Annotated in this window: 7 protein-coding genes; 1 reads left to right on the top strand and 6 read right to left on the bottom strand. The window is 72.4% G+C overall.

The window, feature by feature from the left end:
* Window positions 1-82: 82 nt before the first annotated feature.
* From ACSNOD_RS25240 to ACSNOD_RS25265, 6 genes are all read right to left on the bottom strand, one after another.
* Window positions 83-1,852, bottom strand: coding sequence for an acetyl/propionyl/methylcrotonyl-CoA carboxylase subunit alpha (locus ACSNOD_RS25240; protein WP_436769343.1), 1,770 nt, complete (start codon window positions 1,850-1,852; stop codon window positions 83-85).
* Between the two features lie 305 nt (window positions 1,853-2,157).
* Window positions 2,158-2,766, bottom strand: coding sequence for a Maf family protein (locus ACSNOD_RS25245; RefSeq protein WP_436769344.1), 609 nt, complete (start codon window positions 2,764-2,766; stop codon window positions 2,158-2,160).
* A gap of 98 nt (window positions 2,767-2,864) precedes the next feature.
* Window positions 2,865-4,328 (bottom strand): peptidoglycan D,D-transpeptidase FtsI family protein, encoded by a 1,464-nt coding sequence (locus tag ACSNOD_RS25250; protein WP_436769345.1) that lies wholly within the window; start codon window positions 4,326-4,328, stop codon window positions 2,865-2,867.
* Between the two features lie 166 nt (window positions 4,329-4,494).
* A complete protein-coding gene (gene mmpB / locus ACSNOD_RS25255; protein ID WP_436769346.1) occupies window positions 4,495-4,635 on the bottom strand; it encodes a morphogenic membrane protein MmpB in 141 nt (46 codons plus the stop codon).
* 101 nt (window positions 4,636-4,736) lie between these two features.
* Window positions 4,737-4,940, bottom strand: coding sequence for an acyl-CoA carboxylase epsilon subunit (locus tag ACSNOD_RS25260; protein ID WP_436769347.1), 204 nt, complete (start codon window positions 4,938-4,940; stop codon window positions 4,737-4,739).
* A gap of 17 nt (window positions 4,941-4,957) precedes the next feature.
* Window positions 4,958-6,562 (bottom strand): acyl-CoA carboxylase subunit beta, encoded by a 1,605-nt coding sequence (locus ACSNOD_RS25265; RefSeq protein WP_436769348.1) that lies wholly within the window; start codon window positions 6,560-6,562, stop codon window positions 4,958-4,960.
* Between the two features lie 207 nt (window positions 6,563-6,769).
* Here ACSNOD_RS25265 and ACSNOD_RS25270 point away from each other — a divergent pair, with 207 nt between their 5' ends.
* The gene (locus ACSNOD_RS25270) at window positions 6,770-7,771 is read left to right on the top strand and encodes a biotin--[acetyl-CoA-carboxylase] ligase (RefSeq protein ID WP_436769349.1); all 1,002 of its coding nucleotides are present in this window, start codon (window positions 6,770-6,772) and stop codon (window positions 7,769-7,771) included.
* Window positions 7,772-8,051 lie beyond the last annotated feature (280 nt).

Genomic DNA, 8,051 nt, shown 5'->3' on the forward strand with positions numbered 1-8,051 from the left:
CCCCCCCCCCCCCCCCCCCCCCCCCCCACGGCCGTGCTCGGTGCGCGTCGGACGGCGTCGGAACTCGACGCGTCCGACCGCGTCAGTCCTTGATCTCGCAGATGACCGCGCCGGACGTGAGCGACGCCCCGACCTCCGCGTTCAGGTCCTTGATCGTGCCCGAGCGGTGCGCGTTCAGCGGCTGCTCCATCTTCATCGCCTCCAGCACCACGACCAGGTCGCCCTCCTGGACCTCCTGGCCCTCCTCGACGGCGACCTTGACGATGGTGCCCTGCATCGGGGAGGCCAGCGCGTCACCGGAGACCGCGGAGCCGGACTTCTTGGCGGCCTTGCGCTTGGGCTTCTTCGCCCCGGCCGCGGCACCGGCGCCGAGGCTGACGCCCAGCGACGACGGCAGGGAGACCTCCAGGCGCTTGCCGCCGACCTCGACGACGACCGTCTCGCGGGTCTCGGCCTCGCCCTCCTCCGTGCCCGGGGCGGCGAACGGCGGGATCTCGTTGACGAACTCCGTCTCGATCCAGCGGGTGTGCACCGTGAAGGGGCCGGCCGAGCCGGTGAGCTCAGGGGCGAACGCCGGGTCGGTGACCACGGCGCGGTGGAACGGGATGGCGGTGGCCATGCCCTCGACCTGGAACTCGGCCAGGGCGCGGGCGGCGCGCTGGAGCGCCTGCTTCCGGGTCGCGCCGGTGACGATCAGCTTGGCCAGCAGGGAGTCCCACGCCGGGCCGATGACCGAGCCGGACTCCACGCCCGCGTCCAGGCGCACACCGGGGCCCGACGGGGGGTTGAAGGTGGTGACCGTGCCGGGCGCCGGGAGGAAGTTGCGGCCCGGGTCCTCGCCGTTGATACGGAACTCGAAGGAGTGACCGCGCAGCGGCGGGTCGGTGTACCCCAGCTCCTCGCCGTCGGCGATCCGGAACATCTCCCGCACCAGGTCGATGCCGGAGACCTCCTCGGTGACCGGGTGCTCCACCTGGAGGCGGGTGTTGACCTCCAGGAAGGAGATCGTGCCGTCGGCGCCGACCAGGAACTCGACGGTGCCCGCGCCGACGTAGCCGGCCTCCTTGAGGATGGCCTTGGAGGCCGCGTACAGCTCGTCGTTCTGGGCCTGGCTCAGGAACGGCGCGGGCGCCTCCTCGACCAGCTTCTGGTGGCGGCGCTGGAGCGAGCAGTCACGGGTGGAGACGACCACGACGTTGCCGTGCTGGTCGGCCAGGCACTGGGTCTCGACGTGGCGCGGCTTGTCGAGGTAGCGCTCGACGAAGCACTCGCCGCGGCCGAAGGCGGCGACCGCCTCGCGGACCGCCGAGTCGTAGAGCTCCGGCACCTCCTCCAGGGTGCGGGCGACCTTCAGACCGCGACCGCCGCCGCCGAAGGCGGCCTTGATGGCGATCGGCAGGCCGTGCTGCTCGGCGAAGGCCACGACCTCGTCCGCGCCCGAGACCGGGTCGGGGGTGCCGGCCACCAGCGGGGCGCCGGCCCGCTGGGCGATGTGACGGGCCGCCACCTTGTCGCCCAGGTCGCGGATGGCCTGCGGGGGCGGGCCGATCCAGATCAGCCCGGCGTCCAGCACCGCCTGGGCGAACTCGGCGTTCTCCGACAGAAAGCCGTAGCCCGGGTGGACGGCGTCCGCGCCGGAATCGGCCGCGGCCTTGAGGATCTTGGCCATGTCCAGATAGCTGGCGGCCGGGGTGTCGCCACCCAGCGCGTAGGCCTCATCGGCCGCGCGGACGTGTACCGCGTCCCGATCCGGATCGGCGTAGACGGCTACGCTCGCGATCCCGGCGTCCCGGCAGGCGCGGGCGACGCGGACAGCGATTTCGCCACGGTTGGCGATGAGCACCTTGCGCACGATGGCTCCCTCCTTGAAACAAGGCGAGTTTAGGGACTGCCGACACGGCCTGCCGAGCCGCCCTCACGAGTGAGCTTCCCCACACGGAGGGTGATCCGGAGGTCGCGCGAGCTCGCCTTTGCCCCGCCGTCCCACGGTACGCCGGGTTTTCCGGAGTAGCGGTCGAGGCGGGGTGTGGTCAAGGTCTCTGCCCCGGGGCGCCCCGGCGGGTGGTGTTTCTTTGTGGACTCCCTACGAAGGCCGGGGTGAAACTTTGCCGATCACTCGCGTCCGAACGGGCGGTGCGCACGGCTTCCGGGGGCCGCTCAGACCCACAGATCGGTGATTCGCGTACCGGTCCGGGCCAGCAGCGTGCGCAGCAGCGGCAGCGACAGCCCGATGACATTGCCCGGGTCGCCGTCGATGGAGTCGACGAACGGGGCCGAGCGGCCGTCGAGGGTGAAGGCGCCTGCGACGTGCAGCGGCTCCCCGCTCGCCACGTACGCCGCGACCTCCGCGTCCGACGGCTCGCCGAAGCGGACGGTGGTGGAGGCGGTCTCGGCGGCCCGCTGCCCGCTCGCCGTGTCGATGACGCAGTGGCCGGTGCGCAGCACGCCCGAGCGGCCGCGCATGGCCTTCCAGCGCGCCGTGGCGTCCTCGGCGTCGGCCGGCTTGCCCAGCGCCTGCCCGTCCAGCTCCAGCACCGAGTCGCAGCCGACGACCAGGGCGCCGGCCACCTCCGGCCGGGCCGCGACGGCCTCGGCCTTCGCCTGTGCCAGGACGAGCGCCAGTTCGGCGGGTGAATCGGCGTGCAGCGCGTCCTCGTCGACCCCGCTGACGATCACGTCGGGGGCCAGGCCGGCCTGCCGCAGCAGCCCGAGGCGGGCGGGCGAGGCGGACGCGAGGACAAGGCGGCGGCGGGGTGCGGTCGTCATGTCAGCCAGCGTATCCGGGCGCCCGGCGGGCACCCGGGCCCGGAGGAGGCGTCCGGTGCCCGGCGCCGAAGGGACGCGCCCCGGCGCCTCGGGGCGCGTCACTTGCCGAGTACGGCCTCCATGACCTTCTTCGCGATCGGGCCGGCGAGCTTGCCGCCGGAGATCTCGTCGTCCGGCACCTTGTCGTCGGGGTCGACCATCACCGCGACCGCGACCGGCGAGCCGTCGCCCTGCTTGGCGTAGGAGATGAACCAGGCCAGGTTCTTCCTGTCCTTGCCCCGCTCGGCGGTGCCCGTCTTGCCGCCCACCGTCACGCCCGGGATCTGCGCGGACTTGCCGGTGCCCTTGGTGGCGGTGTCCTCCATCATCTGCTGCACCTTGCGGGCGGTCTCCTTCGACACCGCCTGCGACATCACCTGCGGCTCGTGCTTCTCGATCGTCGACAGATCGGGGCCGCGCAGCTCCTCGACCATGTACGGCTTCATCAGCTTGCCGTCGTTGGCGATGGCCGCGGTCATCATGGCGACCTGGAGCGGGGTGGCCGCCAGGCTGCCCTGGCCGATGCCGGCCAGCGCGGTCTGCGGGCGGTCGATCTTCGTCGGGAAGACGCTCTTCGCGGCCCGGACCGGGGTGTCGACCTTCGGGTTGTTGAAGCCGAACTTCTCCGCCGTCTCCCGCATCCTGTCCCGGCCGAGGTCCGCGCTGACCTTGCCGTAGACGTTGTTGCAGGAGTGCTGCATCGCCACGTTGAGCGAGGCGTCCTTGCAGGGCGCCGTCGGGTTCTGGTTGGGCAGCACCGTGCGGGTGTCCGGCATCGTCCACGGGTCGGGCGAGTCGGTCTTGTCGTTGATGTCGGAGTACTTGCCGTGCTCCAGCGCGGCCGCCGCCGTCACCACCTTGAAGGTGGACCCCGGCGGGTAGACCTCGCGCAGCGCCCGGTTGAGCATCGGCTTCTCGGGGGCCTTGTCCAGCGCCTGGAACGCCTGGCCGTCCTTCTTCGAGATGCCCGCGAAGACCGACGGGTCGTACGAGGGGGTGCTCGCCAGCGCCAGGATCTTGCCCGAGCGCGGGTCGATGGCCACCACCGCGCCGGTGTAGCCCTTCTTGCTCAGCCCCTCGTACGCCGCCTTCTGCGCCTTCGGGTCGATGGTGGTGACCACGTCGCCGCCGCGCCGCTGGTCGCCGGTGAGCATGTCGAGGGTGTTGCGCAGGAACAGCCGGTCGTCGCTGCCGTTGAGCAGCTTGTCGTGGAGGGCCTCCAGCTGGGTGGCGCCGATGGCCTGGGAGGCGTAGCCGGTGACGGGCGCGTACATCGGGCCGTCGGTGTAGGTCCGCTTGTACTTGAAGTCGCTGCCCTGCACCTCGGTGTGTCCGGTGACCGGGTCGCCCCCGACGATGATGTTGCCCAGTGGCTGGGCGAAGCGCTGGATGAGCACGCGCCGGTTGTCCTCGTGCGTCGCCAGCTCGTCGGCCCGTACGAACTGCACCCAGGTGACCCGGACCAGCAGGGCGATGACCAGCACACCGCAGAAGACGGCGATGTGCCGCAGGGGCTTGTTCATGGGTCGGCGGCTCCCGGGAGGCGGTCCGAAACGGAGGCTTTCACGGATGGTTCTCCCCGAGGAGATGCGGAGGGAGGCGCCATGGTTGCCCGATGTGACACAGATGACCCGATGGTGCGGCACCGGCCCGGGGCCGCGGCCGCCGGGCAGGCCGGGGCGGCCCGCGTCAGTAGTTCGTCGACAGCGGGCCGATGACGAACATCAGCACGACCAGCGCGACCACGATCACGGTGCCCACCCGGCGGAGCATGGCCTGCGCCTGGCGCATCTCCTCGGGGGGTTCCTGAGGCGGGTCGGACCAGAGCATGCCTCCGATCATCCGCCGGGCGCGGCCGGGGCGCCTGAGTACGCGTACTCAAAGCCGCTTCCGCTCCCGGTGCCCCGGGAGCGGAAGCGATCGGCCTCGGCTCAGCGCGGCCAGTGGCTGGTGCGCCAGGCCTGCGGGCCGGGGCGCAGGTCCCTGCGCGGCATGGTGCGGGCCCGGTCGGCCCACCCGTCCGCCGTGTCCCGCGCCGCCCCGTCCGACGAGGCCGCGGCGGCGCGGGCCTGGACCACCGCCAGCGCGGCGGCCAACTCCTCAGGGGTCGGATTGCCCCGTACGACCTTGTACATGGGTCGGGCCCTTTCCGTTACAGGGGAATGTTCCCGTGCTTCTTGGGCGGCAGCGACTCCCGCTTGTTGCGCAGCGCGCGCAGGCCCCGCACCAGGTGGCGGCGGGTCTCCGACGGCATCACGACGGCGTCCACATAGCCGCGCTCGGCCGCCACATAGGGGTTGAGCAGGGTGTCCTCGTACTCGGTGATCAGATCGGCGCGCAGCTCCTCCTGCTCCTCCGGGGTGCCGGCGGCGGCGATCGCGCGCCGGTGGAGGATGTTGACCGCGCCCTGGGCGCCCATCACCGCGATCTGGGCGGTGGGCCAGGCGAGGTTCAGGTCGGCGCCGAGGTGCTTGGAGCCCATGACGTCGTACGCCCCGCCGAACGCCTTGCGCGTGATCACGGTGATCAGCGGGACGGTGGCCTCGGCGTAGGCGTAGATCAGCTTGGCGCCGCGCCGGATGATGCCGTTCCACTCCTGGTCGGTGCCGGGCAGGAAGCCCGGCACGTCCACGAAGGTCAGCACCGGGATGTTGAAGGCGTCGCAGGTCCGCACGAACCGGGCGGCCTTCTCGGAGGCGTCGATGTCCAGGCAGCCCGCGAACTGCATCGGCTGGTTGGCGACGACGCCCACCGCGTGGCCCTCGACCCGGCCGAAGCCGGTGACGATGTTCGGCGCGAACAGCGGCTGGGTCTCCAGGAACTCGTTGTCGTCGAGGACGTGCTCGATCACCCGGTGCATGTCGTACGGCTGGTTCGCCGAGTCCGGGATCAGCGCGTCGAGCTCGCGGTCCTCGTCCGTGATCTCCAGGTCCGCCTCCTCCGGGAAGGCGGGCGGCTCGCTGAGGTTGTTGGAGGGCAGATACGACAGCAGCGACTTGACGTACTCGATGGCGTCCTTCTCGTCGCCCGCCATGTGGTGCGCGACGCCGGACTGGGTGTTGTGCGTACGGGCGCCGCCCAGCTCCTCGAAGCCGACGTCCTCGCCGGTGACGGTCTTGATCACATCCGGACCGGTGATGAACATGTGCGAGGTCCGGTCCACCATCACCGTGAAGTCCGTGATCGCGGGGGAGTAGACCGCGCCGCCCGCGCACGGCCCCATCACCAGGCTGATCTGCGGAATCACCCCGGAGGCATGGGTGTTGCGGCGGAAGATCTCGGCGAACAGGCCGAGCGCGACCACGCCCTCCTGGATGCGCGCCCCGCCGCCGTCGTTGATGCCGATGATCGGGCAGCCGGTCTTCAGCGCGAAGTCCATCACCTTCACGATCTTCTCGCCGTAGACCTCGCCCAGCGCCCCGCCGAAGATCGTGAAGTCCTGGGAGAAGACACAGACGGGCCGGCCGTCGACCGTTCCGTACCCGGTGACCACCCCGTCCCCGTACGGGCGGTTCCGCTCGATGCCGAAGTTGGTGGAGCGGTGCCGGGCGAACTCGTCGAGCTCGACGAACGAGCCCTCGTCCAGCAAGAGATCGACCCGCTCACGGGCCGTCAGCTTGCCCTTGGCGTGCTGCTTCTCGACCGCGCGCTGCGAGCCCGCGTGAGTGGCCTCGTCAATGCGCCGCCGCAGGTCCGCGATCTTGCCCGCGGTGGTGTGGAGGTCGGGGTTCTGGCGGGCGATTTCCGGCTCGGACATCGGGATGCGGCTCCTGCTCGTCTGCTCGTCCTCGGATGGGGTACGGCTGGCTACGGCTTCAGGGCTTGCTACGCCCAGCGACGGCTGCCGGGGCTACTGACTCGTAGCGTATCGGCGACACTGCGCCACGGCAGTGCGGTCTTGGCCACACCCGCGGTGTGGCGCGAGGGGCGGATGGGGCATTCCTCCCGGGCCTACGCTGGGCGTATGACGTCGAAGCCGCCCGGGAACCCGGGAGACCAGCCGCCCGCGGGAGCAGGACCGACGCCGGCCGGGGGTGCGGGGGCCACGCCGCTCGGGGGCGGGGGTGATCGTGGTGACCGCTGGTCGGACCTGGAGCGGCCGCCCCTCGACGCCCGCGCGCTCCGGCGGGCCCTGGTGCGCCCGCCGGACTCCCTGTGGACCTCGCTGGAGGTGGTCCGGGCGACCGGCTCCACCAACACCGATCTCGTGGAGCGCGCCCGCCGGGAGGGCGAGGCCCTGCCCGAGGGGGCCGTGCTCGTCGCCGAGGAGCAGTCCGCCGGCCGCGGCCGGCTCGACCGCGTCTGGTCGGCGCCCCCGCGCTCCGGCCTCTTCCTGTCCTTCCTGCTCCGGCCCGGGCCGGCCGTCCCCGCCGAGCGCTGGGGCTGGCTGCCGCTGCTGGCCGGCGTGGCCACCGCCACCGCGCTCGCCCGCACGGCGGGCGTCGACACGGCCCTGAAGTGGCCCAACGACCTGCTGGTGACCGTCGACGGCGAGGAGCGCAAGGCCGGCGGCATCCTCGCCGAGCGCGTCGGCGGCGTCGCCGGCGTCGGTGGTCCGGCCGCGCTCGGCGGCCCGGCGGACGGTGTCGTCATCGGCATCGGGCTGAACGTCTCGCTGCGCGCCGACGAACTGCCCGTGCCGACGGCCGGGTCGCTCGCCCTGGCCGGGGCGCCGACGACCGACCGCGATCCGCTGCTGCGCGCCCTACTGCGCTCGTTCGCCCAGTGGTACGAGCTGTGGCGTGCGGCCGGCGGCGATCCGGACGACAGCCGGTTGCAGGAGGCGTACGCCGCGGGCTGCGCCACGCTGGGGCGCACCGTGCGCGCCGAACTGCCCGGCGGGGCGGCGCTCGTCGGCGAGGCGGTGGCGGTCGACGGCGACGGCAGGCTCGTCATCGCCACGGCGCACGGGGTGCAGGAGCCGGTGGGCGCGGGGGACATCGTGCATCTGCGCGCCGAGCCGTGAACGTGCGGCGCGAGAGTGAGCCAGCACACACCTGACGTATCGTTGAGGCGATCGGATGTGGTCGGACCTGGAGGTCCGGGTACGGGCGGAGCAGGCGAGACGTGATCGGTAGGGCTGTGCGCAGGGATCGGACAGGGGGCGGGCGGTGACCGTCGACGACGGAGGATCGGGCGCGGGCCCGCACTCCGCCGCGTCCGGTGACCCCCGGGCGGGCGAGGCCGCCGGTCGCTCCCCGGCGGCGGAGGGCCCGGGGCCTTCCCCGGCGGGGGAGGGTGCCCGG

Origin of the sequence: Streptomyces sp. URMC 123 (assembly GCF_051386515.1) — a bacterium.
Lineage (GTDB): Bacteria > Actinomycetota > Actinomycetes > Streptomycetales > Streptomycetaceae > Streptomyces.

Bases quoted from the DNA above. Each gene is read 5' to 3' on its own strand.
- ACSNOD_RS25245 (WP_436769344.1), bottom strand. From the start codon at position 2,766: ATGACGACCGCACCCCGCCGCCGCCTTGTCCTCGCGTCCGCCTCGCCC.
- ACSNOD_RS25260 (WP_436769347.1), bottom strand. From the start codon at position 4,940: ATGTACAAGGTCGTACGGGGCAATCCGACCCCTGAGGAGTTGGCCGCC.
- ACSNOD_RS25270 (WP_436769349.1), top strand. From the start codon at position 6,770: ATGACGTCGAAGCCGCCCGGGAACCCGGGAGACCAGCCGCCCGCGGGA.
- ACSNOD_RS25250 (WP_436769345.1), bottom strand. From the start codon at position 4,328: ATGAACAAGCCCCTGCGGCACATCGCCGTCTTCTGCGGTGTGCTGGTC.
- mmpB (WP_436769346.1), bottom strand. From the start codon at position 4,635: ATGCTCTGGTCCGACCCGCCTCAGGAACCCCCCGAGGAGATGCGCCAG.
- ACSNOD_RS25265 (WP_436769348.1), bottom strand. From the start codon at position 6,562: ATGTCCGAGCCGGAAATCGCCCGCCAGAACCCCGACCTCCACACCACC.